Source organism: Glaciecola sp. 2405UD65-10, from assembly GCF_048820975.1.
Classification (GTDB): Bacteria; Pseudomonadota; Gammaproteobacteria; order Enterobacterales; family Alteromonadaceae; genus Glaciecola.
On record NZ_JBMEUF010000001.1, the window covers coordinates 42,641 to 66,267 of the forward strand.

General features: G+C 40.8%; 24 protein-coding genes. 16 read left to right on the forward strand and 8 right to left on the reverse strand.

The annotated features are described in order from the left end of the window. From ACOI22_RS00230 to ACOI22_RS00250, 5 genes are read right to left on the reverse strand one after another with little or no spacing between them, the layout of a single operon-like run. Positions 1-2,019, reverse strand: coding sequence for a VWA domain-containing protein (locus ACOI22_RS00230; RefSeq protein WP_420669026.1), 2,019 nt, complete (start codon positions 2,017-2,019; stop codon positions 1-3). Beyond that, on the reverse strand, positions 2,019-3,032 hold the full coding sequence (locus ACOI22_RS00235) for a vWA domain-containing protein (protein ID WP_420669028.1): 1,014 nt from the start codon (positions 3,030-3,032) through the stop codon (positions 2,019-2,021). Before ACOI22_RS00235 ends, ACOI22_RS00230 begins: the two co-directional genes overlap by 1 nt. Beyond that, positions 3,025-3,549 (reverse strand): DUF4381 domain-containing protein, encoded by a 525-nt coding sequence (locus ACOI22_RS00240; protein ID WP_420669030.1) that lies wholly within the window; start codon positions 3,547-3,549, stop codon positions 3,025-3,027. Before ACOI22_RS00240 ends, ACOI22_RS00235 begins: the two co-directional genes overlap by 8 nt. Next, positions 3,546-4,538 (reverse strand): DUF58 domain-containing protein, encoded by a 993-nt coding sequence (locus ACOI22_RS00245; RefSeq protein ID WP_420669032.1) that lies wholly within the window; start codon positions 4,536-4,538, stop codon positions 3,546-3,548. Before ACOI22_RS00245 ends, ACOI22_RS00240 begins: the two co-directional genes overlap by 4 nt. A 12-nt stretch (positions 4,539-4,550) precedes the next feature. Next, positions 4,551-5,516, reverse strand: a complete 966-nt coding sequence (locus tag ACOI22_RS00250; RefSeq protein WP_420669034.1) for an AAA family ATPase — start codon at positions 5,514-5,516, stop codon at positions 4,551-4,553. A 386-nt stretch (positions 5,517-5,902) separates the two neighbouring features. Here ACOI22_RS00250 and fadI point away from each other — a divergent pair, with 386 nt between their 5' ends. The 3 genes from fadI to ACOI22_RS00265 all read left to right on the forward strand — a co-directional run bounded on the left by fadI (position 5,903) and on the right by ACOI22_RS00265 (position 9,760). After that, entirely contained in the window at positions 5,903-7,213 is a 1,311-nt protein-coding gene (gene fadI / locus ACOI22_RS00255) for an acetyl-CoA C-acyltransferase FadI (protein WP_420669036.1), read from the forward strand. Beyond that, the gene (gene fadJ, locus ACOI22_RS00260) at positions 7,213-9,324 is read left to right on the forward strand and encodes a fatty acid oxidation complex subunit alpha FadJ (protein ID WP_420669038.1); all 2,112 of its coding nucleotides are present in this window, start codon (positions 7,213-7,215) and stop codon (positions 9,322-9,324) included. Before fadI ends, fadJ begins: the two co-directional genes overlap by 1 nt. Positions 9,325-9,556: 232 nt before the next feature. Beyond that, a complete protein-coding gene (locus ACOI22_RS00265) occupies positions 9,557-9,760 on the forward strand; it encodes a hypothetical protein (protein ID WP_420669040.1) in 204 nt (67 codons plus the stop codon). A gap of 50 nt (positions 9,761-9,810) precedes the next feature. Here the strand turns inward: ACOI22_RS00265 and ACOI22_RS00270 are convergent, their stop codons facing one another. Further along, entirely contained in the window at positions 9,811-12,570 is a 2,760-nt protein-coding gene (locus ACOI22_RS00270; protein WP_420669042.1) for an insulinase family protein, read from the reverse strand. A gap of 219 nt (positions 12,571-12,789) precedes the next feature. On the opposite strand from ACOI22_RS00270, the gene sixA reads away from it, so the two are divergent. Further along, positions 12,790-13,308 carry a phosphohistidine phosphatase SixA gene (gene sixA / locus ACOI22_RS00275; protein WP_420669044.1) on the forward strand — a complete coding sequence of 173 codons (519 nt, stop codon included), beginning with the start codon at positions 12,790-12,792 and terminating at the stop codon, positions 13,306-13,308. Positions 13,309-13,328: 20 nt separating this feature from the next. Further along, positions 13,329-13,505: a hypothetical protein gene (locus ACOI22_RS00280; RefSeq protein ID WP_420669046.1), complete on the forward strand. Its 177-nt coding sequence runs from the start codon at positions 13,329-13,331 to the stop codon at positions 13,503-13,505. 9 nt (positions 13,506-13,514) lie between these two features. On the opposite strand, the gene ACOI22_RS00285 is transcribed toward ACOI22_RS00280, so the two are convergent. Beyond that, positions 13,515-14,813 carry an HlyC/CorC family transporter gene (locus ACOI22_RS00285; protein ID WP_420669048.1) on the reverse strand — a complete coding sequence of 433 codons (1,299 nt, stop codon included), beginning with the start codon at positions 14,811-14,813 and terminating at the stop codon, positions 13,515-13,517. Between the two features lie 39 nt (positions 14,814-14,852). Further along, positions 14,853-15,656, reverse strand: coding sequence for a cytochrome C assembly family protein (locus ACOI22_RS00290; protein WP_420669050.1), 804 nt, complete (start codon positions 15,654-15,656; stop codon positions 14,853-14,855). Positions 15,657-15,774: 118 nt separating this feature from the next. Here ACOI22_RS00290 and ffh point away from each other — a divergent pair, with 118 nt between their 5' ends. The 11 genes from ffh to ACOI22_RS00345 all read left to right on the forward strand — a co-directional run bounded on the left by ffh (position 15,775) and on the right by ACOI22_RS00345 (position 23,586). Next, positions 15,775-17,199, forward strand: coding sequence for a signal recognition particle protein (gene ffh, locus ACOI22_RS00295; RefSeq protein WP_420669052.1), 1,425 nt, complete (start codon positions 15,775-15,777; stop codon positions 17,197-17,199). Between the two features lie 245 nt (positions 17,200-17,444). After that, on the forward strand, positions 17,445-17,750 hold the full coding sequence (locus tag ACOI22_RS00300; protein ID WP_420669054.1) for a hypothetical protein: 306 nt from the start codon (positions 17,445-17,447) through the stop codon (positions 17,748-17,750). An 88-nt stretch (positions 17,751-17,838) separates the two neighbouring features. Next, positions 17,839-18,411 (forward strand): CBS domain-containing protein, encoded by a 573-nt coding sequence (locus ACOI22_RS00305; RefSeq protein ID WP_420669056.1) that lies wholly within the window; start codon positions 17,839-17,841, stop codon positions 18,409-18,411. Between the two features lie 159 nt (positions 18,412-18,570). Continuing rightward, positions 18,571-18,867, forward strand: a complete 297-nt coding sequence (locus ACOI22_RS00310) for a hypothetical protein (RefSeq protein WP_420669058.1) — start codon at positions 18,571-18,573, stop codon at positions 18,865-18,867. A 107-nt stretch (positions 18,868-18,974) separates the two neighbouring features. After that, positions 18,975-19,445, forward strand: coding sequence for a DUF6491 family protein (locus ACOI22_RS00315; RefSeq protein WP_420669060.1), 471 nt, complete (start codon positions 18,975-18,977; stop codon positions 19,443-19,445). Between the two features lie 285 nt (positions 19,446-19,730). After that, positions 19,731-20,774, forward strand: coding sequence for a mechanosensitive ion channel family protein (locus ACOI22_RS00320; RefSeq protein WP_420669062.1), 1,044 nt, complete (start codon positions 19,731-19,733; stop codon positions 20,772-20,774). 116 nt (positions 20,775-20,890) lie between these two features. Then, complete coding sequence (gene rpsP / locus ACOI22_RS00325) at positions 20,891-21,139, forward strand: 30S ribosomal protein S16 (protein ID WP_311368162.1); 249 nt, start codon at positions 20,891-20,893, stop codon at positions 21,137-21,139. A 36-nt stretch (positions 21,140-21,175) separates the two neighbouring features. Then, positions 21,176-21,706 carry a ribosome maturation factor RimM gene (gene rimM, locus ACOI22_RS00330; protein ID WP_420669065.1) on the forward strand — a complete coding sequence of 177 codons (531 nt, stop codon included), beginning with the start codon at positions 21,176-21,178 and terminating at the stop codon, positions 21,704-21,706. Continuing rightward, positions 21,706-22,452, forward strand: a complete 747-nt coding sequence (trmD, locus tag ACOI22_RS00335) for a tRNA (guanosine(37)-N1)-methyltransferase TrmD (protein WP_420669067.1) — start codon at positions 21,706-21,708, stop codon at positions 22,450-22,452. The genes rimM and trmD overlap by 1 nt, the downstream gene beginning before the upstream one ends. A 43-nt stretch (positions 22,453-22,495) precedes the next feature. Then, positions 22,496-22,855: a 50S ribosomal protein L19 gene (gene rplS / locus ACOI22_RS00340; RefSeq protein WP_420669069.1), complete on the forward strand. Its 360-nt coding sequence runs from the start codon at positions 22,496-22,498 to the stop codon at positions 22,853-22,855. A gap of 173 nt (positions 22,856-23,028) precedes the next feature. Further along, a complete protein-coding gene (locus ACOI22_RS00345) occupies positions 23,029-23,586 on the forward strand; it encodes a sugar O-acetyltransferase (RefSeq protein ID WP_420669071.1) in 558 nt (185 codons plus the stop codon). Positions 23,587-23,627: the final 41 nt, after the last annotated feature.

The following is a 23,627-nucleotide window of genomic DNA, read 5'->3' on the forward strand; positions in this document are numbered from 1 at the left end:
TTACCAATTTTCGTGAGTAGGGGGAGCAGGCGTGTTTTTACGTCTGTGGGCTTCAAGCAACATTTTTCTTTGCAGTAAGTAAGCAGGGTCATCAGGCACTTTATTTAAAATCATCTGCAAGCGTTGCATTTCTTCTTGTTCTTCAGGGCTTAAATTTTCCATTTTAAATTGTGAATTATCAATAGCTTGTTGCTGCTCTTGTTCAGATGTTTGTTCTGTTTGAGGCGCTTGATTTTCGTTACTACCTGGGTTTTCTTCACTGTTTGACTCAGGTTCGCTTTGACCTTGTTCCTGCTGCTCTTGTTCTTCGTTTCCGGGCTTTTGTGCTTCATCTTCTAAGCTGCGATCATCCTGCTGCTGTTGATTTTGCGAATCACCTTGTTCTTGGCTTTCATCGCTGCTTTGCGATTGTTCATCTTGCTCTTGTTGCTTATCTTGTTGTTCGCCATCAGCGTCTTCTTGATTGCCTTCTTGCTGCTGATTTTGTTCGTCGCTTTGCTCTTGGTTGTTTTCTTGGTTCTGTTCTTGATTATCACCTTGCTGATTCTGATCTTGTTGTTCTTGCTGCTCTTGTTGTTTTAATAATTCTTCAACAATCGCCTTATTTTGTAAGGCTTGGGCATTGTTAGCTTGTTGCTCAAGTACTTTGTTGTACGCGTCTATTGCTTCCTCAAGCTGGCCTTGCTTAGCAAGCGCATTGGCTAAATTATAGGTGTTTTCAAGCCCTGGCAATTGTTCATAAATAGACGCGGCTGTTTCGTAGTCACCTTTTTTGTAGGCGCTGGCAGCGCGCCATTGAGGGTCTTCAAACAACTTACTGGCCTGTTCGTAGTTTTGCGCGTCAAAGGCTAACTTGCCTTTTTGATCAGCGTTTTTAAACACGCTATCAACCATGCTTATCTTGTTTTTTGGTTCCTGCAAGGCCTGAGCATCAACTTCCTGCGCATAGCTCGGTGCACTATATAAGCCGCTTAAGCTTAATCCTGATAACACGCTCACTAGCCCTAGTACCATTATACCTTTACGAAATGCATACGCAGCAAAAGGTAATAGTAAAAGAACTAAAAAGGGGCCCATGTCTTTTAAAGTATCACCTTGGGTATCTTCCACTTTTTCAGCCTGGCGTTGTTGTTCAAAATTAAGTGCTCTCTTTATTTTATCAATATCACTGTTGTCACTGGCAAATAAGCTATAACTTGCTTTCGTTCCTTGTGTGGCTTGCTTTAAATAGCGTTCATTTATGCTGGGTACCACAATACTGCCTGTATAATCTTTCATTAATTTACCATCAATGAGCTGGATGGGTGCGCCTTCTTCAGTTCCTACTAAAAGGGCTGAAACATTAAACGCGCTTTGCAAAATAAACTCGCGAATATCGTTAAGTTCATCGTATCTTATACCATCGGTAATCCAATAAATGTCACCACTTTTGTATCCCGCACTTTCTAAAAGCTCGCTGCTGCGCTGAAGGCCAGTGAGTGCAGAGCTCCCCTGCGTTGGCATTATATCAGGGCTTAAACTGGGTATTAAATTACTTAACGTGTTGCTGTCATCAGTTAGCGGGCTTACCACAAATGCATCACCGGCGTAGGCTATTAAGCCTGTTTCACCTTCTTTGAGTTGCTTAATTAGATCAATGGCTTTGAATCGAGCGCGAGTGAGCCTATTAGGGCTCAAATCGGTAGCCCGCATAGACATCGACATATCCATCAATAGCACTTTTCCAGCTTGCGTTTGATACACCGCTTGTGGCAGTTTCTCCCAAGCAGGGCCAGCCAGCGCTAAAATTGCAATAATCCATCCAGTAAGCGCAGCATGCACAAACCGATTAGACCTTCCTAAGCCCTTACTGATAATTAAATTTTGATATAAGTGTTTTGGCAGTAACTGTTGCCAAGCATTTTGGTTTTGACCAAATTTCAATTTAAGCACACACACTACTACCAAAGGAATGATTGCGAGTAAGAAGGCAGGCCGGCTAAACTGAAAATTTTCTATAAATTGATATAACGCGTCCATTAATTTACTCCTTTGGAAGCAGTTATCATGCTTGCAAATTTGAGTAGCAAAGGCCAAATAGCCATAAGGCCGGCTATGAAAAGACTTGCTAATAAAGGAACGTAAAAGAGCTCTGCACGAGGTCTAAGTGTTTGCTCATCACCTTCAACAGGTTCTAAAATATCTAATGACTCGTAAATTTGGGAAAGCTCTTGTGCGCTTCGTGCTCTAAAATAAGCCCCGCCAGTACTTTTACTAATGTTAATGAGGGTTTTTTCATCTAAATCCATAGAGGGATTTATACGTCGCTGGCCAAACAAACCGCTTTGAATTTGTTCTTCTGCGCCCACGCCTATCGCGTAAATAGTGACTTTATTTGCAATAGCTAATTCCAATGCTTGTTCAACGCTTATATTTCCAGCGGTGTTTCGGCCATCGGTAAGTAGAATGAGCACGCGATTTGAGCGTTCTTTTTCACTAAAACGCTTTACAGCTAAACCAATTGAATCACCTATAGCGGTAGAATCGCCTACCAAACCAATGACGGTTTCGCTTAGCAATTGCTTAACGGTTTCTCTATCAAATGTAAGAGGTGTTTGTAAATAGGCGGTATCAGCGAACAATATCAGGCCAAGGCGGTCACCCACGCGGCGCTCAATGAAGTCATCCATTACTGATTTAACCATGTCTAACCTATCTACAGTGCGGCCATTCACTTGCATGTCTTGTTGTTGCATACTGCCTGACAAATCAACTGCCAGCATTAAGTCTCGCCCTTCAGAGGGAATGGATACTGGCTCGCCAAACCACATTGGCCGCGCTGCTGATACCACCAATAACAACCAAGCTAGACTCATTAAACCGAGTTTAGCGATAGGGCGTTGGCTTCGCTGGGCTTGCCCACCTGTAAATTGCTGAACATGCGGAAAATACAAGGCGCTTTGCTGTTCTTGATTAGCAGGGGGGAGCAGCCATGCGATTAAAAATGGTAAAGGGAGGATGAATAAAACGGGCCACCATTGAAGTTCAAACATGAGCCACCTCGCTTGACGTGCCATTAAGCTTTGATGATGACTTTACCCACTTTGCACTGGTACTAATATAATGCTGTGCCCACAAACGAAGTTTTTCGTTTTCTTGCACATTGGGACTGTTTTCATCTGCAGGCGCATATAAACGGTGTTGTATACACTGGGCCATGGCTTGAACATCTTCAGGAGAGGCTCCCTGATAATGCGCTAGCAGAAATTTTTGCCAAGCTTTACCGGCTAGTTGGCTGCTGGCGGTTTGCGTAAAATAATAACCACAAGTTTGTTTGAGTATCACTTGCACCTTGTGTGCAAAGTAGATGTCGCTGGCTGGGATGTTTTGCAACGACACTAAGGCTTCGCGTTTTACTCTGCTGGCTGTGCGCTGCTTTATAAACGCATAAACCGCGCCAAGCACTACTAAAACCAATAAGGCAATTAAGACCCAATATCCCCATGCTAAAGGCCACCATGCTACAGCGCCAGGTGTTTGAATATCAGCTAGTTGATCAAGTGGATTCATACGGTGGCTCCTAGCACTAATCCTCGTTTCGATGCTATGAGTTGGTCTTCTAAAGGGCTAGAGGCACTTAAAGTACGCAAGTGAATACTGTGTTTGGCCATGCTATTAGAAAGGCCAAGGAACCAATGATTTCGAGCCGTTTGGTACTGGTTGGCTAAATTAGAGTCACCTAAGTTAATAGATTGCTCGTTAAGTCCGTCAGTAAGTTGCACATGATTTGCCCCTTTCATTTGAGGTAATGCAAATTCAATAGGATCGAAAATTTGCAGCGGGCGTATCTCACAATGCCGTTGCATTTTCCCTATTGCATCAAACGCCTCACTTTGAAAATGCGTGAAATCAGATATGAGGTACACAAGTGTTCCGGGCTTAGCGAGCATGGCCAGTTTGTTGAGTCCGGCTTCGCGGCTTAACTTTCGTTCATGACTAAGGCGCGTTTCGCTTAAGTTACTGACCGCCTTATTTTGTAAATTAACAATTTGATTAAGCATTCCTAGCACATGCTTAGATGTGGCCTTGGGTTTTAATTCAATATCTTGTTCTTCATCTATTGCTACACAGCCCACTTTATCACCGCGCGAAAGGGCTGAAAAACTGATAAGAGCCGCACAATGTATGGCTTGTACTGATTTATATAAAAGCTGAGTACCGAAGTGCATGCTGTTGTGTAAATCAATGTACACCAACACTGGGCGTTCTCGTTCTTCTCTAAATAATTTGGTATGCGTTTTACCCGTTCTGGCAGTTACGCGCCAATCAATGCTTCGAATATCATCCCCGGGTTGATAATGCCGCGCTTCATCAAACTCCATGCCGCGCCCTTTAATACGCGAACTAAGCGTGCCTGCCATACTGCTTCGAACCGCCGAAGCAGGTTGCAGATTTAGGCGGCTGGCAATCCCTTTGTATCGAATGAGTTCAGGCATACTTACCCTTACTCCATCGCTAAGTAATTTTTGTAGCGTACTTTCTATTAGCACCTTGCTCATAGCTATCCTAGTTTATGGAACGGGTACCAACGAGACTAATTTACTGATTACTTGATTAGGAGTAACGCCTTGTGCTTGTGCATGATAGCTATAAATTAGTCGATGACGCAGCACGTTGCTCAGCACTGCTTGAATATCTTCAGGGCTTACGAAGTCACGCTGATGCAACCATGCGTGTGCTCTTGCGCATCTTTCTAAAGCAATAGTCGCTCTAGGGCTTGCGCCAATATCTATCCAAGAGGCTAGGTCAGCATCGTATTTTTCAGGTTCACGTGTGGCCATAATCAGCTGCACCAAATAGGTTTCAGCTGCTTCTGATACATGCAATTTAAGTATATCGGTACGTGCTGTAGCAATATCTTCTTGTAACAGTTTAGCCGTGTTAGCTAATAAACTGTTATTAGCTTGCGATAGCGCCTCGTTTCGCGTGAGGGCTAAAATTTTGTGTTCAGTTGCAGCATCAGGATAATCAATTTCAACGTGCATTAAAAAGCGGTCAAGCTGAGCTTCAGGGAGTGGGTAAGTGCCTTCTTGCTCAAGCGGGTTTTGCGTTGCCATTACTAAAAATAGCTCGGGCAGCTTATACGTTGTGCTACCTACCGTAATTTGGCGCTCTGCCATGGCCTCTAATAAAGCTGACTGCACTTTGGCCGGTGCTCGGTTTATTTCATCGGCTAATACCAAGTTATGAAACAATGGGCCTTTTTGAAAAATGAATTCCCCGGTTTCAGGGCGATAAATATCGGTGCCGGTTAAGTCAGCTGGCAGTAGATCAGGCGTAAATTGCACTCTGTGGAAGTTAGCATCAATACCATCAGAAAGTGCATTAACAGCGCGCGTTTTGGCTAAACCTGGAGGGCCTTCTACCAGTAAATGACCATCTGCCAATAAGGCAATTAAGATACTTTGGGTTAAATGGCTTTGCCCCAAGACTTGTGAGTCCAAATGCGCAAGTAGCGTACTGAATTGACTATGCATGTAACTTCCCAATAAAACGATTTAAAACAGAGTATACGCACACCTGTGCGCCTAAACCTAATGCTGTTATATAACAATGCTATCTTTGGCATCTATATAGGTATTCAATTGAAAATCTCAAGTCTGTTTTGGAATAAAAGCTATTTGCCTGCAAATATTCGACTTTAATGCCATTGATTCAAGATTAAGCGACTTTGTGACCTTCATTCTATTGAAAAGTTTCATGTTTGCATCCATGTAAAGAACTTGCTGAGTATTTATTGTACAGTAGACTCACAAACGCACTTTATTTGCTATTTGCGAGATATTTTGCAACAATCCGCACCCAGTGGTCAGACCAGACTTTGAAGAGTGAATGACTAAATATTCTTAACTAAGGAATGAAAATGTCGAATAAACAAATACTTAAAACGCAAGGTGGCGACAGAATAGCTATCGTTTCAGGCTTGCGTACACCGTTCGCGAAAATGGCTAGCTATTTTCATGGTGTGCCTGCGGTTGATTTGGCCAAAATGGTCGTAAATGAACTAATGATCAAAAACGACATTGATCCCGCTATTGTAGAGCAGGTTGTTTATGGTCAGGTTGTGCAAATGCCTGAAGCGCCAAACATTGCTCGAGAAGTAGTTTTAGGCACGGGGATGGGCGTTCACACTGATGCATACAGCGTATCAAGAGCATGCGCAACAAGCTTTCAATCAACGGTAAATATTGCTGAGTCAATGATTGTTGGCAATATTGATGTGGGTATTGCCGGTGGCGCTGATTCAACCTCAGTATCGCCAATTGGTGTATCGAAGAAATTAGCGAGAGCCTTAGTTGATTTACAAAAAGCTCGCACTTTCGGACAAAAATTCGCTATTTTCAGACAGCTTGGTCTTAAAGACTTAATGCCAGTTCCACCAGCGGTTGCAGAATACTCAACCGGTTTGTCAATGGGGCAAACTGCTGAGCAAATGGCTAAAACACATAATATTTCGCGCGCCGATCAAGACGCCTTAGCACATCGCTCTCACACTTTAGCTGCTCAAAATTGGGAGCAAGGTAATTTAGATGGCGAAGTAATGACAGCTTATGCTGAACCTTATAAGGGTGCGTTGTCTCGCGATAATAATATTCGCTTTGACAGTAAGCTAGAGGGCTACGCAAAATTACGTCCGGTATTTGATAAAAAGCACGGTAGCGTAACAGCGGCGAACGCAACACCATTAACCGATGGTGCTTCTGCGGTGGTAATGATGACAGAAAGTAAAGCGAAAGCGCTAGGTTATCAGCCAATTGGTTACCTTAAGAGCTATGCATTTGCAGCAATTGACGTATGGGAAGATATGTTAATGGGGCCTTCTTATGCTACACCAATGGCGCTTGAACGCGCAGGGATGAGCTTAAACGATTTGACGCTTATTGAAATGCACGAAGCATTTGCCGCGCAAACCTTGGCTAATATCAAGATGTTCGCAAGTGACAAGTTTGCTCAAGAGAAGCTTGGACGCAGCAAAGCGACTGGCGAAATCGATATGGAAAAATTCAATGTAATGGGCAGTTCATTAGCGTATGGCCACCCATTTGCTGCAACGGGTACGCGTATGATCACGCAAATGTTAAATGAATTAAATCGCCGCGGCGGTGGTACAGGCTTGCTTACAGCATGTGCAGCGGGTGGACTTGGTGCAGCTATGATAGTGGAGACTGAATAATGAGTGCCTTTACTTTAGAAAAACGTGAAGACGGTATTGCCATCCTAACTATGGATGTGCCAGGTGAGTCAATGAACACCCTCAAAGGTGATTTTGGGGATGAAATTGGCGCAATACTTGATGAAATTGAAACAGACAACGACATAAAAGGCGTTGTAGTGGCTAGTGGTAAAAAAGATTCGTTTGTAGCGGGTGCTGATGTCAGCATGCTAGCGGCATGCGAAACCGCTGAGGATGCAGAAACTCTATCTATACAGGGTCAAAAATTATTTGATCGCATGGAAGAGAGTAAAAAGACATTTGTAGCCGCCATTCACGGCCCTGCACTGGGCGGTGGTTTAGAGTTAGCTTTGGCGTGTCACTACCGAGTGTGTACAAATAGCGATAAAACCCAACTAGGTTTACCTGAGGTACAGCTTGGCTTATTACCTGGTAGCGGCGGAACGCAGCGTTTACCCAAGCTGATTGGCGTACAAACCGCCATGAAAATGATGCTTACAGGTGCGCCAGCTCGAGCTAAGCAAGCTAAAAAATACGGCATTGTGGATGATTGCGTGCCAGAATCCATTCTTATGGATGTAGCAATAGAACTTGCAGGTCAAAAGCCTAAAACGCGTGAGCAGAAAAAATCAGTTACCAATAAAATGCTAGAAGACACAAGTTTTGGCCGCGGTATTTTATTTAAAAAAGGGCGCGAACAAACCCTGTCTAAAACCCAAGGTAATTACCCAGCACCAATGTACATTATTGATGCGATTGAGGCGGGTTTAAGCGATAGTAAAAAAGGCTATGCAACGGAAGCTAAACTGTTTGGCAAGTTAGTAATGACGCCAGAGTCAAAACAGCTCCGCGAAATTTTCTTTGCGACTACCGAAATGAAAAAAGAAAACGGTGTGGATGGCGTAGCGCCAGTGAAAGTTAAAAAGGCCGGCGTACTTGGTGGCGGCCTAATGGGCGGTGGTATATCGTTTGTTACGGCGACTAAAGCGAATGTTCCTGTTCGCATTAAAGACATAAACGAAAACGGTATTGCCGGTGCTATTAAGTACAGCTATGACATTCTTAATAAGAAAGTCAAAAAACGCTTTATGTTGAAGTCGCAAATGCAAAAGCAACTTGCAAACATTACTGGTTGTTTAGACTATAGCGGTTACAAGAATTTAGACATTGTGGTTGAAGCGGTATTTGAAGATGTTGGCTTAAAACAAAAAATGGTGGCAGACATCGAACAAAACTGTAATGAAAATACAGTTTTTGCATCGAACACGTCTTCAATTCCAATTGCTGATATTGCTGCCAATGCTGCACGCCCGGCAAATGTTGTTGGCCTTCATTACTTCTCACCGGTAGATAAAATGCCTCTAGCTGAAGTAATCCCTCATGAAGGCACTTCTGATGAAACCATTTCTACTACCGTAGAATTTGCTAAGCGCCAAGGTAAAACCCCGATAGTTGTTAAAGACGGTGCAGGTTTTTATGTTAACCGTATTTTAGCGCCATACATGAGCGAAGCCGGGTTTTTAGCAATGGAAGGCCAGCCAATTGAAGCTATTGATAAAGCGCTAGTTAAATTTGGCTTCCCAGTGGGCGCATTTAAGTTACTAGATGAAGTAGGCATAGATGTAGGCACTAAAATTATTCCGATATTAATGGGGCAATTTGGTGAACGTTTTGCATCACCTAGTGCATTTGATAAGTTACTTGAAAATGACCGCAAAGGTAAAAAGAATAAGTCAGGCTTCTATGACTATTCTGGCAAAAAGCCTGGTAAAGCGGTTGATGAAACTATTTATGAGCTTTTAGGTGTTTCACCGGTAAGCAAGTACACTGACTCTACTGTAGTGGAACGTTGTGTTTTACTAATGCTTAATGAAGCGGCCATGTGTTTAGAAGAAAATGTTATTCGTTCTCCTCGTGATGGTGACATTGGCGCAATATTTGGTATTGGCTTCCCACCATTTAAAGGCGGTCCATTCCGCTATATGGATGAGCTGGGTATGGAGCATTTAGTAGCGCGCTTAGAGCATTACGCTAGTACTTACAGTGAAAAATACACGCCAGCTAAAATTTTAGTGGAAATGCGTGATAAGAAGCAGTCTTTCTACGCTTAAGCTAGAAAAACTAATATGAAACCGAGAGCTTTGCTCTCGGTTTTTTTTTGGATATAGCTAAGCGATTATTGAAAAGAAAGTTATGAGGCTTTAATCGCAATATGCTTTTTGTATACTAAACATTCAACTCTTTTATACTGAAGTAGCGTATAATAATTATTCAAATCTTCTTCGAGTAAACAAAGTTTATGTTGTAACTCGAGTGTAATATCAAAGTAAAAGGCTAAAGAAAATGATGACATTTTTAATTATAGCTAGCTTTATACTTTGTGCTGCTTATTTTTTTGTTGAAACTGTTCGCAACGGGATGGCAAAAAAGCGCTGGGTAATGGCTGGGATTTTATTGGGACCTATGATGCTTCCCATGTTTCATATTTCAAAACAAGTGGCGCGCCGCAAATCAAGCGGTTTTAATTATGCTTTGTTTCGAGCGTAATTTTTAATGATGAAAGCTGCAAGCTTTAAACTAATTGAGGGTAAACTAGCTTAATAAAACTCCGCTAATATTACATGCTTAGATAGCGAGCTTACCGGCTTTGTATTTTGCGTTAATAGTGTTTGCCCGCGAGTGCTATCAAGCATCATCTTCAAGCAAATATTAAGTTCATCAGTAGTGGTGGCTAACAGCGCATCGCGCAAGGCCCTATATGACGATAAGGGCTGCTCATCTTCAAAATGAAGCCAAGCTCTACTTGCTCTTTGGCTAAGTTCTTTTTCTTTCGGCGTAACTTGTTTGCACAATTCCTTGACTAAATGCGGCAATACTTCGTGATCACTCGCTAGCGTTGTGGCCCCATGTTCAACTACATTTTTCATTGCTGCATATATTTGAGTGACTTCATGTGATGGCGATTGAATATACAAGGCAATACCCGGATAGCTTCCTATAGGCTTATATCCGGTGCCAAGCATATAGCCCATTTTGTTCTGCTGACGCAAAACTTCAAAGCTTATGGGTGCAAGTAATTTCTCTAATATTAAACTTCTTGCAGCGAGTTGAAGTGTTTGGTCGCTAGGACTTATTTGAGGAATATAATGCCAAATAACATTCTCTTCTTTAATAGAGGGCAGCGTTTTGTGTATATGCTCTCCAGCCTTAACGCTAATGTGTTTTGCACTCGGTTTAGTTACACTCGATTTATAGATAAAGCGGCTATTAAGTTGCTGATTAAAGCGTTGAATAGCCATTTGTGACCAATTTCCGACGAGTAAACTTTCAATATAGTTATGTGCGAAATATTGGTCTTGGCAAGCCTCTACATCAGCGTAAGTTAATGATTGTAAGCTTCTTAAAATCGTAGCATTGGATAGTAGATTTTCTGAATAACGAGTGTTTAATTCACCAAACAATTGATTAAACGGCTTTTGCTGAGTTGCACTTAACATTCGTGCTATGCATTTTTGTAAATGTCTCTGCATTTGGCTTTCGCTAGCTTTAAACAATTTTACGGCATTGATTAATTCTATACACAAAAGTAATTGTCTTTCACTCATACCGCTGGTGTGAATGCTAACCCCATGATGATGAGGGTATACTCGAAAATGGATGCTCGCGTATTTGGCATCAAAAAACTTAGCGGCTAAAAACTCGTTTAAACACGCTAGCCATACTCTTTTTACTGCCACCTGCTGGCTCGTTTGGTACATATTTGGGTCGGTAATTGATATGTAACACTCGCCGCTTGCCAAACCAAATTGCGTGTCTTGATAAAACTTTAAATTAACCGTGTTTGAAGCTAAGTGTACAAGATGATAATGCGGGAATTCTTGCGCAACTAGAGCATGTTGACCTGACATAAAAGGGTTTTGTCGAGGTAGTGCAAACTGCGTGTTTATTCTAGCTTCTAACTTAGGCTCTGCGTGACCAGAAAAAACTGCAAATTCTGTTTGGTAATGATCTGTTGAAGAATTCGTTTCGGCTAATGGCGATAAAAAATAGCAAATTGATTGCTTCTCTTTTATTTGTTTAATTACCTGAGGTAATAGATTGTAGGCATCTTCAGTATTGTAGCTGTCTTCTTTACCACACTCATTGAATGCAAGTGTGTGCATTTGATGTGATACATTCAGCGCAATTTCTTCATTTCCCGCACTTTTATTGAGCGAGGCTTGCAATGTAAACTGCATTGCCTTTTCTCTAAAACGCCATTTTTCAATGCCTATATCCCGCAAATAAGCGAAATAGTCATTAATATACTGCATTATTTGTAAGTAATGCTTAGCGCCTTGCTCACTTAATTCAACGCTCAGGCATAGTTCATAACAAGCATTACCTAATGATTTGTAGTAGCAATGTAAGTCAGTAATATAGTTGTGTGTTAACAACACGTTGTGCAAACCGTTTAGGTGTTTGCTTTCAATCATATGAGTAAGTAGTACAAGCAGCGAATCAGCACCTTGCTTATCAATCTTATGAAGAATGTAGCTCTTCATTAATTGATGGTGATGAGCTTGCTTAACATGCACTATGGCGTTCATTTGTTCATATTTATAAATAGGGCGCTGCGTATTTGCGGCTTTTTCTATTCTTTCTTCAAGAGCTTTTAAAGGCTTGTGCGAAAAGCTCTCTTCAAACATAGATGCAAGTTCTGCCAATTCGTTATCGTGAAGCAGATTTTCTGGCAAAGATAAACATACGCAAACATGCTTACCTTGCATCACTACACTATGCAATTCGCGTAGCATTCGCTGTATATTACTTAGGCTTGAAACACTAAAGGTAGTAGCATTACCTGTGCTAAATCGTGAAAATGGGTGCTGCTGATTACAAATGGCTTTTTGTACTGACAGTAAACGGCTTACAGGGTCGTTAATTTTAAGTTTAAATTCAGCGTCTATCGCTTGTATCTCTTTTTCGATGTCATTTAGTGTTAAAAGAGGCGCGTTTAAACGGTCTAAGAGTATTTCACACGCTTTCATCATACCGCTTGGGTCGCAGCTCAGTTGAAAGTGGGTAGTTTCATCTTGTGTCCATGCGTTTATTTGGCCATGATAATCACCCAAATGTTCATCTAGCACGTGAGTTTCATTATAATGCTCACTAGCGTTAAACAACATATGCTCTAACAAATGTGCAAATCCCTCGGGATAAGCACTGGCATGGTAGTGACCCTTATTAATGTTAATAGACACAGAGGCTTTACGACTATTTTTGGCATGCAGAATCGCCAACTTTAAGCCATTTTTTAAGATAAAAAATGTCAGTTTTGGCGGTGTTTCTACTACTTTGTTGTTCTGCGTCTGCAATAGTTTTCCTGTATTTGGGTCAGAAAATTTTTTCGCGTAAAGAATATTCTGAAAGAGTCGTTATATTTATTAGTAATTGTTGTTAGTATAAATGACCCAATCTATTATGTTCACCGTTTCAATAAGTGAGCATGATCGCGGTTACTGCTTATGAGTAGCTTTCTCTATAGAGTGTAGCGTCATAATTATTTTTTTCTTTAGTTTGGTTGTACTTTAATCATGATTTTAATCATTATGCGTCATGGCGAGGCCGGTGACTTTTCAAGCCCCGATCATTTACGCCAGTTAACGCCACGAGGCAAACGTCAGTGCCAAAGTGTAGGACAAATGTTGGGCGAAAAACTCCCCAAACTGCTTGAAAAATATACAGAACCAAGCAATAATGCAAACCATACGGGCTTAGATATAACGCTTGTAAGCCCATTTTTGCGTACCCAACAGAGTTTTAGAGCCGTTGCGTCGGGTATAAAAAGCGCGAATATTGTGACCATTGATTCAATAACACCGGCAGGTAATGCTCAGCAAAGTGCTGATCTTATTCATGGTTACGCGACAGATTCTTCAGCGCCGCGAAGTATGATGGTAGTCACACATATGCCCTTGGTGAGTTTACTAGCGGATAAAATTTGTCCAGAGTTTAATGCAAGAATTTTTGAAACTGCCGATACGCTTATTATCGATTACAACATTTCAACAGGTAGGGGGGAGCAGATAGAGTTTTATCATAGTGAACGGTAAAGCGAAGTCTAACTAAAGCAATGCAAAATTTTTCTCTACCCATCGTTCTTAAATTAGCGCTTGAGCAACATGTTGCCGAAGCTGATATTAGTCATGACGAAGAATTAGAAGATGTTATGCAGCGTTTAAGTGACTTGAATGATAAAGTGCAAACCATCAAAGAAAAAGCGCGTGAAAAGCGCTTATCACGCAGTTAGATCTTACCTTTAAGACTTATCGCTTTGCTCACTCACGGGCGGCTTATAAAATTCAGGAATGATTCTTACGGTCTTTATCATGTTATCGGTAATGTCGATAACTTCAATGGGGTAGCCCGAAAGCCTTAAACTAATGTTACTTTCAGGTAAGTCTTCAAGGTATTCTAAAATTAATCCGTTTAGGGTTTTGGGCCCATCGGTAGGGAACTCCCAACTAAGTTCTTTGTTTAACTCTCGAATATTGGCACTTCCATCGACTAAGTAGCTACCGTCTTGCTGGGCAATTGCTTCCTTACTATGATCAGGCACCATTGATGTAGTAAAGTCGCCGATTATCTCTTCCAAAATATCTTCTAAGGTTAATAAGCCTTGAATATCACCGTATTCATCTACAACTAAACCAATACGTTCGCGCTCAGCCTGCATTTTATACATAAGAGTATGTAAGGGAGTTGAATCAGGTGTATAGAATATTTCTCGAACGGCTCTTAGCATGGTGGCTTTCGTAAATTGGTCTTTTGAAAGCAAACGCAAAGCATCTCTTACGTGCATAAAACCAACGGCGTCATCAATACTGTCACGATACAATAAAACGCGAGTGTGTTGGGAATGGGTAAGTTGTTTTTGAATTATTTTCCAGTCATCGTTTATATCTATGGCGTATATTTCACTGCGCGGCACCATAATATCTTCAGCGGTTACGTTTTCTAAATCTAATATACTCATCAGCATTTCTTGGTGCTTTTGAGGGATCATAGTGCCGGCTTCGTGCACTACGGTTCGCAGTTCTTCTTGGCTAAGCGCGGTGTCAGAGTTTCCCACAGGATTAATTCGTAACAGCATTAGCACGCCGTTGGTCATGAAGTTGACTAACTGCACGAACGGTGTGAAAACATAAAGTAGGGGAATGAGTATAATTGAACTTGGAAAGGCAATCTTTTCTGGATACAAGGCGGCATAAGTTTTCGGCGTAACTTCTGCAAATACGAGGATAATTAAGGTTAAGCCAAGCGTAACTGCAATTGGCCCGTAAACCGGTCCAAATAAGCGCTCACAAAGTGCTGTTGCGATAACCGTTGCGCCAATATTTACTAGGTTATTACCAATTAATATCAAGCCAATTAGACGGTCGGGGCGTTCTAATAATTTTTCTACACGTTTGGCGCCGGTTTTACCTTCATTTGATAAATGTTTAAGGCGGTATCGGTTAATACTCATTAGCCCGGTTTCAGAGCTTGAGAAATACCCTGACAAAAGTATAAGTACGGTTAGTATTAACGACAGTGTTGATGTTTCTAGTTGGTCCAACGGTATTTCCTTTACAGGGCTTATATAAAAATAATGTGTTTAATTCAGTAAAAGTTCTTTTACTAATCGACTGCCAAAATAACCTAAAGCCAGAAGACTTAAGCCTATAATATTAAGCGTAATAGCCACTCTAGCGCGTAATCCAAATATTTTATGTAGCACAATACATGCCACAAAACACACCAGGCTTAGGCTCGAAAGCACCGTTTTATGCCCATAGCCATCGGCTAACATATTTTCAACAAATATAAATCCAGTAGCAAGCGCTACAAATAAAAGTATGCTGCCGTAGGTCATAAGTTTGTACAGTATGTTTTCAACCGCCATTAGTGGTGGCAAGGTGCCGCTAAGCATTATGCGTTTTTTGTGCTTAAGTTGATAATTTATATAAGCTAGCTGGCAAGCGTATAGCGTACTGATACTAAGAACACCAAATGCCATGAGTGATAGCAATATATGCAAAATCATTGGCAAGCTCATGTTGACGGTTATGCCGGTAGTAGCAGGCACCAGCATATCGATACTTATAAACAAAGCTGACACAAAACATACAACAGGAATAAAAAGTAAGTTTTTGATAAATTTATGAGTAATAAATATGGTGAGGGTGACTAACCAAGCTAACATAGCGGTCACAAAACTTAAGCTGAGTTGCTCACCGTTACTGTTACTAGTTTGTAGTATTAGCAAGCCTAAATGGCTAATTAAACCAAGCATGAGGCTAAGCTGAGCATATTTTGCAAGTTTATTAGAATGTGAAAAAAACTGCTTCGCATACAAAACACCAGCTGCCACATAACCTATGATAGCAAAGGCAAAAATGCACGCTTGGGTGCTAAACACTAGTAGACTCCTAAGAAAATTATTTAATTTACATGAATAAAGTTAACGCAAAGATTACGATCGCGCTAGGCTTATTGTATACTCTTTCACATATTAGAAAATACTAAATTGTTGTTTTATGTTTCAGAATCTTTCAGACCGCTTAGGTCAAACCTTAAAGAACATTAGCGGCAAAGGCCGTTTAACTGAAGAAAATATCAAGGATACGCTCCGTGAAGTGCGTATGGCCTTGCTTGAAGCTGATGTTGCTTTACCTGTAATTAAAGACTTTATCAGTAAAGTTAAAGAACGCGCACTCGGTATTGAAGTATCCAAAAGTCTTCAGCCTGGTCAAATGTTCATCAAAATTGTTCAAAGCGAGCTTGAACAAGCCATGGGTGATGGCTCAGAGGGGCTAAATTTAGCCGCTACACCTCCAGCCGTAATTATGATGGCTGGTTTGCAAGGTGCTGGTAAAACCACAAGTGTGGGTAAATTATCTAAGTACTTAACTGAACGCGAAAAGAAAAAAGTACTCGTAGTAAGCGCCGATGTTTACCGTCCAGCCGCTATACAACAGCTGCAAACCTTATCTGAAGAAGTAGGTGTAGAATGCTACCCATCTAACATCATGCAAAAGCCGGTGGATATAGTTAACGCCGCGATTGATCATGCGAAGATGAAATTTTTCGATGTGTTACTAGTTGATACCGCTGGTCGATTAGCTGTTGACGAAAAAATGATGGATGAGATTAAGCAGCTTCACGAAGCGGTTAATCCTGTAGAAACCTTATTTGTTGTTGACGCCATGACCGGCCAAGATGCGGCTAATACGGCAAAAGCTTTTAATGAAGCCCTTCCTTTAACCGGGGTGATATTAACGAAGGCTGATGGTGATGCCCGCGGCGGTGCCGCTTTGTCGGTAAAGCATATTACTGGCAAACCTATCAAATTCTTAGGTATGGGTGAAAAAGTTGACGCTTTAGAACCGTTCCATCCGCAACGAATTGCTTCTCGTATTTTGGGTATGGGAGATGTACTAAGTTTAATTGAAGATGTTGAACGTAAAGTAGATCGTCAGAAAGCAGAGCGCGTTGCTAAGAAGATTCAAAAAGGTCAAGGTTTTGACCTTCAAGACTTCAAAGAACAGCTTGAACAAATGCGTAATATGGGCGGCATGATGTCGCTAATGGATAAATTGCCTGGTATGGGCAACATGACCGCTAAAATAAAAGACCAAGCGAATGATAAGCAATTCACGCAAATGGAAGCGATTATTAATTCTATGACGCCAGGTGAACGCCAACGCCCTGATGTTATTAAAGGCTCTCGTAAAAAGCGTATTGCAGCAGGGTCGGGCACGCAAATTCAAGATGTTAATCGTATGCTCAAACAATTCACTCAAATGCAAAAAATGATGAAGAAAATGGGCGGCGGCAATATGAAAAAAATGATGCGCGGTATGGGCGGAATGATGCCAGGGGGAATGCCCGGTGGCGGTATGCCAGGCGGAGGCATGCCAAAAGGATTACCACCTGGTTTAGGCGGTTTTAGAAAAAAATAAGTGTAAACACACAAAAAAGCCAAACTGAGAAGTTTGGCTTTTTTATAAGTGCGAATAATATTATGCGCAAAGTGGCTCAAACTTTTATTATTAATTACATGAACTAAATGCTATTTTAATTGACCAAACTTTATAGCGCTTATTTAGCGTTCTTTTATTGAAGCTCTTTATACTGCCTTCAGTATGAGATTTTGTTTAGTACTTTATTAGTACTCAAGAGCACAATGTAACCCAAGGTTAAAACCGTGAAATTGACTCAGTTATTCATTTTAATCATGCTCACTATGTTAAGTCATAGTGCTGTTAGCTATGGTTATACTGATGATAAAAGTGAATTTACTGCGGCAAACTTTGATAAGTCTAGTTTTTCTGCATTTATAGAAAGTGCAGAGTTTGACGACGACATTGATGAGCCTTCTACACCTTTTGTTCTAAGGGCTGAAACTACTTTATTTAGTATTCTTCCCATTGCACTTCCTCAAGCGCAATATATTGCTGCATCAGTTTACCGCTTATCTATAAGAGCACCTCCTCAGTTATTTAATTCTTAAGTTCTCAATTCGCTTGCCTTGGGCAAGTTACTAAGCAGGCAAAGTTATTTGTACTGCCATTACTGAATTAAATAAAGAGATTTACATTATGAAAAACTTACCTTTACGTACACTCAATAGTATTGATACCTTAGCATGGCCTAATAACACAGGCTGCGTAACACATAAAACGCCTGCATTGAGCATTTTAACTGACTTTACTCAACATTTTCCTTTAGTGGTAACAGGCGATGTTAAAGCCATTGAGCTTGAGAAAATGATGAAACAATCTCATGTTAAAATGAAGCTCGTGGTAGATGACCACAACAAGTTCATAGGGCTTGTTACATTATTTGACGTAAATGAAGAAAACATCCTTAAAAAAGTCGATAAAAACATGCCTCGAAACGAGCTCACCGTGCGGGACTTTATGCACAACAGGGAATCGTTAAAATGTTTTGATTTTCACGATTTAGCCAATGCAACAGTAGGAGACGTGCTAGCCACGCAAAGAGAAAATCACCTACAACACTGTTTAGTAATTGATTCTACTGAAAATACCATTCGAGGCGTAATTTCTGCGCGTGACATTGCTCGCTTATTATCACCTAATGTAAGTGCAGAAAGACATTTCTCATTCGAAGATTTGTTTAATGAAATTACACCTAGAATGGCGAGTTAGCACGTAGTTATTTGATAAACGCGGTGGGAAAGCCTAGTCACATTGATACTTTTTCACTGCGTTTTACTACTGGCTATACATCAATAACAGATTAGCTATTCTATAGATGAGTACTCTAAAGCATTTAGTTATTTGGGCTTACTAAATTGAGGATAATGAATGAAGAATGTTATGTTTTATTTTGCGTTTACGTTTTATGCGCTTAGTGCTAATGCGACAAGCTTTGAAGAAAAAGAAACAGACAAGTTGCTGCTGATACAATGTAAGCATATTGCATGGCAAGATGTGCAGCTGTTGGTTCAACCGTATTTGTCAGATACCTTAAATACGGCTCTTGTGATGCAGGGGCAAAGCTCCAACTACAAAGTGTCTATAGCCGCTGAGCAGCTTATTGATGAACCGCTTCCTGACATAATTAAAACTATTTTGCGTGCAATTATACAAGCCGATTGCTAAACGGCTTGTAAAGAACTTTAATAGGCGTTAATGTAATAATGCTTGACAATAAAAACGTTTAACATGTAATTGCAAACCACCGTCAGTGATGGATATAAGGACATTTTATGAAATATTTATTTGTTGCCATATTATTAAGCTTATTAGTTAGTGCGTGCAGCTCTACACGTTTATCACATGCTGAAAAAAACAAAATTATAGAAGATTTTGTTCAAAGTGAAGGGCTAGAAAATAGAAGTTCTATTAGTTCATTTTCGATGCGTAGTTGGACGGCGCTTAACGAAGAATATTTGGTCCTTCATACCTCAGTGCGAAAGCCTCATTTAGTGAAACTATTTATGCGCTGCCAAGATTTAGATTTTTCACATACCTTGTATATACATTCACGTATACCCAATACTTTATCTACAGGATTTGACGGCGTAACGACCCCTGATGGAAGCAATATTAAGTGCCAAATAAGCCAAATTTATCCTTTAAGCAAAGAACAGTATAGTGCGCTACTCGACACTATTCGCGTAGAAGCAGAAGAAAAAGAGTTAAAAGCCGTTCAAGAAGAAGCACAAGCTGAATCTTGAAAATGGACATATAGCGCTCGAATATAAATACATAGTGTTTTTAGGATTATGATAGCGGTTTATTTTTTACCGTAATTATCAGTATTTTTTACATAGTTGTAGGCAGTATTTACCCTTGCTTCATTAGCATGGCACAAATAAGGCTTTCACTATGTTATTAATTGCCCGTCAAACCCTTGCTACCATTGGCCTGCTGCTAAGTATTCTATAAGCAATATTTAGGCACACAATCTGCTACGCCCTTTGTCAATTAAAACAACTAGCATATTTTCAAATGAGGCAAAGATGCAAGAGCCAGCAAGCGCAGCTAATGAAGCGCAAATTTTATTAAACGACGCAGAGTCTTTTTATACTTCTTTTATTAACCATTTACCGCAAACTTTAATTGGATTGCTGCTTTTCGTTATACTGTATTTTGCAGCAAGGCCTGTATCTGAATGGATGGTAAAAGTGCTGGCTTACACACAGCAAAGTGAATTAATTAAAGTAGTAATTCGCCGAATTATTAGCGCGGTAATTATTATATTCGGATTTTATTTGTTTTTACGCTTAGCAGGTTTAAGCGAATTTGCCATCGCATTACTCAGCGGCACCGGTGTAGCCGGTTTAATTATAGGCTTTGCATTTAAAGACATTGCAGAAAACTTTATGTCGAGCTTACTTTTAAGTATTCAAAAGCCCTTTAGGTTAGGGGAGGTTATTGAAGTTACAGGCCATTTAGGTGTAGTAAAGCAAGTTACCGCTCGCGCCACCACGCTGGTAGATTTTGATGGTAATCATATTCAAATACCCAACGCGACTGTTTATAAGAACACTATTCGAAACTTAACTGCTAATCCTATTACTCGAGGCAAATTTGTGGTGGGCGTAGGCTATGATTGTGACCCAAGCGCCGCGCAAGATATTGGGCTTGAAGCTTTAAATACCATGGAGTCAATTTTAAAGGAGCCTGAAGCGCAAATTTTAGTGCAAGAACTTGGCTCTTCTACTTACAATCTTACCGTATATTTTTGGACTAACACGCATCAATACAGCCTACTCAAAGTAGCTTCGTTGGCAATGAAGAATGTGGTTTCCGCTCTTGATAATGCGGGTATAAGTATGCCTGATGATGCGCGTGAGGTGATATTCCCAGAGGGTATCAATGTGTCTATGGATAAAGACGGTGCAGGGAAATATAGCGCGAAAAAAGTCGATAAGTTTTATGAGCCAGTAGACGCCGTAAAGCCTAAAAACAAGGGTGAAGAAGATTTAAGCAGCGACAATGATGATATTCGCCGGCAAGCCGATTTGGCTCGTGATCCAGAACAAGGCAGTAATATCCTCTAGATAGGCGTATTTAGCTTGCAATTACACACCATATACGTATAATTCGCGCACTCTTTTTCCCACGTAGCGGGGGAAGGGTGTGTTAACGGTAACGCTACAACGAGTTTGAGGCATATATGGTTACTATTCGTTTACAGCGTGGTGGTGCGAAAAAGCGCCCCTTTTATCAAGTGGTTGTTGCTGACAGCCGTCGTGCACGTAATGGCAAATTTATTGAAAACATTGGCTTTTTCAATCCAACTGCACAAGGTCAAGCTGAAAAGCTTCGTTTAGACCTTGAGCGTGTTGAGTATTGGGTTGGTCAAGGTGCTGGTTTGTCTGATCGCGTATCGCGCTTGGTAAAAGATGCAAAAGCGGCTGCTTAATAGCGGTTTCTTTGTGTTTAACAGTGTGGAGTAAAGATGAGTTCTGCGTCTGAAAATTTGATAGTTGGCAAAATTGGGGCACCTTATGGTGTTAAAGGTTGGGTCAAAATCAATAGCTTTACTCAAAACGCTGACAGTATTTTTGATTATGCGCCTTGGACCTTAATATTAGGCCAAAGCACAAATCAGAGTATTAAAGTTGACCAGTGGCGATATCACGGCAAAAGTTTGGTTGCCAAACTTGAAGGCGTAGATGATCGCAACGGTGCTGAGTTAGTTAAGAATGCCGAAATTAGCATTTTAACGTCGCAGTTGCCTGAGTTAGAACATGATTTCTACTGGAAAGATTTAATTGGCATGCAAGTAGTAACCAACAAAGGTTACGATATGGGTGTAATTAAAGACATGTTTGAAACGGGTGCTAATGATGTGATGTTAGTGAAAGCTAAAATTAACGATGCATTTGGTCAAAAAGAACGTTTGTTGCCTTTTTTACATGACTCAGTTGTGTTGGAAGTCAACAAAGATGGCAGAACCATTACGGTAGACTGGGATCCATCTTTTTGATGGAAAACAATAAGAGCTTACAACGCTTTGCGCTTGTAACTTTATTTCCTGAAATGTTTGATTCGTTTTTTTCACAAGGCGTAATTGGCAGAGCAGTAAAAAAAGGTCTTATTGAAGTGCATGTGTTTAATCCTCGTGATTATACCCATGACAAGCATCGCACGGTTGATGATAGACCATACGGCGGTGGACCAGGAATGCTGATGATGGTGCAGCCATTAACAGACGCAATAGCCGATGCAAAATCTGCATTAGGCGACAATGTAAAAGTGGTGTACTTATCACCGCAGGGACGAAAGCTAGATTACCAGGGTGTGAAGCATATTGGTCAGAATACTGACTTAGTGCTTGTAGCGGGGCGATATGAAGGCATTGACGAGCGCATAATAGAAACGTTGATTGATGAAGAAGTGTCAATTGGTGATTATGTGTTAAGCGGCGGTGAATTACCGGCGATGGTGTTAATGGATGCAATATCTCGTTTGCTACCTGAAGTTTTGGGGCATAAGCAATCAGCAGTAGAAGATTCTTTTACTAACGGTTTGTTAGATTGCCCTCATTACACAAGGCCCGAAGTGTATGAAGGTAAAAACGTACCTGAGGTATTGTTAAGTGGCAATCATGAAAAAATTAGGCAGTGGCGTTTAGAAGAGTCGGTAAAACGAACTTTGCAAAGACGCCCTGATTTATTAAATAACCTAGCTCTGACTGAGGAGCAAAAAGCTATTTTAGCTAAGCTAAAATAATTTTTGTGGCATACGACAGTTACTACTAGGACGAGAGGATTCGATGGCTAAAGTCAATCAAGATATCATTAAAAAAATTGAGGAAGCACAACTCAAGACTGATCTACCGGCATTTGGCCCGGGTGACACAGTTATTGTGCGCGTTAAAGTAAAAGAAGGTGACAAAGAGCGTTTACAGGCATACGAAGGTGTATGTATTGCTAAGCGTAACCGCGGTTTACACTCCGCTTTTACAGTTCGTAAGATTTCAAGTGGAGAAGGTGTAGAGCGTGTGTTCCAAACTCATAGCCCTGCTATAGATTCAATTGAAGTGAAGCGTCGCGGTGCCGTACGCAGAGCTAAATTGTACTATCTACGTGAGCGTTCAGGTAAATCTGCACGTATCAAAGAAAAACTTAACTAATTCTAATTTTTCGTTACCGTTAACGTCCTATTTGGAAACTGAAAAACCGCCTTTAAAGGCGGTTTTTTTGTATCTTTACGCCAACGAAAAGCTAGCAGAGGTGATTATTACTAACACCCACATTGTTTTTTACTCTACACTTATTAACTTAATTATTACTCACAAATGCCTATATGAATTTAGCTAGAAGCCATGCCGACTTTCTGATCCAATCACCAGCTGCTCAGCAAATGATTTCTCAGCAACCGTACTTTGCGAATGACAAATACTTAGTACAAGTGCGAAGCCAAACTAAATCACTTTGTTTTGAATACAACCATTGCGAGCCCAGTAATACTAAGTTGCGAGGCGATACACTTAAACGCTTGTTGCCCCATACTAAGGGTATTCGAGTTGAAGCTAACTTTTTTTGCGATTACGGTGTAAACATAAAAGCGCAATCAGGTGTTTTCCTAAATCATAACGTGACCATTTTAGACGGCGCTGAAATATCTATGGGCGAAAACGTGTTAATTGGGCCCAATACTGTGCTTGCCACAACGAGTCACGCAAAGGATGCCGAGAAACGAAGGGCAGGTGAATGTTTATCACGGCCTATTATTATTGAGCAAGACGCTTGGTTAGGTGCCAATGTTACCGTGTTAGGCGGTGTTACCATTGGTGAGGGGGCTATAATTGGCGCCGGTGTGGTGGTTAAAAGCAATGTAGCGCCGTTTTCGGTCATCACCTGATCGTGAATGCATCCTTTTGCTTATATTTATTACAAAATACT

What these genes read in the sequence shown, in the direction of transcription:
- fadJ (WP_420669038.1), top strand. Translation starts at nt 7,213, where the DNA reads ATGAGTGCCTTTACTTTAGAAAAACGTGAAGACGGTATTGCCATCCTA.
- rpsP (WP_311368162.1), top strand. Translation starts at nt 20,891, where the DNA reads ATGGTTACTATTCGTTTACAGCGTGGTGGTGCGAAAAAGCGCCCCTTT.
- sixA (WP_420669044.1), top strand. Translation starts at nt 12,790, where the DNA reads ATGATTTTAATCATTATGCGTCATGGCGAGGCCGGTGACTTTTCAAGC.
- ACOI22_RS00245 (WP_420669032.1), bottom strand. Translation starts at nt 4,538, where the DNA reads ATGAGCAAGGTGCTAATAGAAAGTACGCTACAAAAATTACTTAGCGAT.
- ffh (WP_420669052.1), top strand. Translation starts at nt 15,775, where the DNA reads ATGTTTCAGAATCTTTCAGACCGCTTAGGTCAAACCTTAAAGAACATT.
- ACOI22_RS00280 (WP_420669046.1), top strand. Translation starts at nt 13,329, where the DNA reads ATGCAAAATTTTTCTCTACCCATCGTTCTTAAATTAGCGCTTGAGCAA.
- ACOI22_RS00310 (WP_420669058.1), top strand. Translation starts at nt 18,571, where the DNA reads ATGAAGAATGTTATGTTTTATTTTGCGTTTACGTTTTATGCGCTTAGT.
- ACOI22_RS00320 (WP_420669062.1), top strand. Translation starts at nt 19,731, where the DNA reads ATGCAAGAGCCAGCAAGCGCAGCTAATGAAGCGCAAATTTTATTAAAC.
- fadI (WP_420669036.1), top strand. Translation starts at nt 5,903, where the DNA reads ATGTCGAATAAACAAATACTTAAAACGCAAGGTGGCGACAGAATAGCT.
- ACOI22_RS00345 (WP_420669071.1), top strand. Translation starts at nt 23,029, where the DNA reads ATGAATTTAGCTAGAAGCCATGCCGACTTTCTGATCCAATCACCAGCT.
- ACOI22_RS00305 (WP_420669056.1), top strand. Translation starts at nt 17,839, where the DNA reads ATGAAAAACTTACCTTTACGTACACTCAATAGTATTGATACCTTAGCA.
- rplS (WP_420669069.1), top strand. Translation starts at nt 22,496, where the DNA reads ATGGCTAAAGTCAATCAAGATATCATTAAAAAAATTGAGGAAGCACAA.
- rimM (WP_420669065.1), top strand. Translation starts at nt 21,176, where the DNA reads ATGAGTTCTGCGTCTGAAAATTTGATAGTTGGCAAAATTGGGGCACCT.
- ACOI22_RS00250 (WP_420669034.1), bottom strand. Translation starts at nt 5,516, where the DNA reads ATGCATAGTCAATTCAGTACGCTACTTGCGCATTTGGACTCACAAGTC.
- ACOI22_RS00235 (WP_420669028.1), bottom strand. Translation starts at nt 3,032, where the DNA reads ATGTTTGAACTTCAATGGTGGCCCGTTTTATTCATCCTCCCTTTACCA.
- ACOI22_RS00315 (WP_420669060.1), top strand. Translation starts at nt 18,975, where the DNA reads ATGAAATATTTATTTGTTGCCATATTATTAAGCTTATTAGTTAGTGCG.
- ACOI22_RS00240 (WP_420669030.1), bottom strand. Translation starts at nt 3,549, where the DNA reads ATGAATCCACTTGATCAACTAGCTGATATTCAAACACCTGGCGCTGTA.
- trmD (WP_420669067.1), top strand. Translation starts at nt 21,706, where the DNA reads ATGGAAAACAATAAGAGCTTACAACGCTTTGCGCTTGTAACTTTATTT.
- ACOI22_RS00230 (WP_420669026.1), bottom strand. Translation starts at nt 2,019, where the DNA reads ATGGACGCGTTATATCAATTTATAGAAAATTTTCAGTTTAGCCGGCCT.
- ACOI22_RS00265 (WP_420669040.1), top strand. Translation starts at nt 9,557, where the DNA reads ATGATGACATTTTTAATTATAGCTAGCTTTATACTTTGTGCTGCTTAT.